This window comes from Idiomarina sp. Sol25 (assembly GCF_033052775.1).
Taxonomy (GTDB): Bacteria; Pseudomonadota; Gammaproteobacteria; order Enterobacterales; family Alteromonadaceae; genus Idiomarina.
The window spans coordinates 1-232 of the sequence record NZ_JAUPEW010000256.1 but is presented as its reverse complement, the minus strand read 5'-3'; the positions used below and the strand labels follow the sequence as shown (position 1 = coordinate 232).

Here is a 232-nt window from a genome sequence, read left to right as displayed (position 1 = left end):
AGGTGAAACCCTCTTGGTGCGTGGGGTGCTGGTCGTCGCGTTGGGCTCCCGGTCGGAAGAAGGCAGCGACAGCGCCGTGCTCGACACCCCGGCGGGTGCCGACAACAGCGCGCCGACGGTCACCATCACCGAAGACGCCAACGATGATGGCGTTATCAGCAGAGTCGAGCTCGATGGCCAGGTCGTCGTTGAAGTCGGCTTGCCAGCCGGAGCGGTGGACGGTGACACCATC

Annotated in this window: 1 protein-coding gene; it reads left to right on the top strand. The window is 65.5% G+C overall.

Annotated features, from left to right (window positions below):
- Positions 1 to 232, top strand: a 232-nt coding sequence (locus Q5L94_RS14195) for a hypothetical protein (RefSeq protein WP_317498991.1), incomplete at both ends; no start/stop codon positions are given.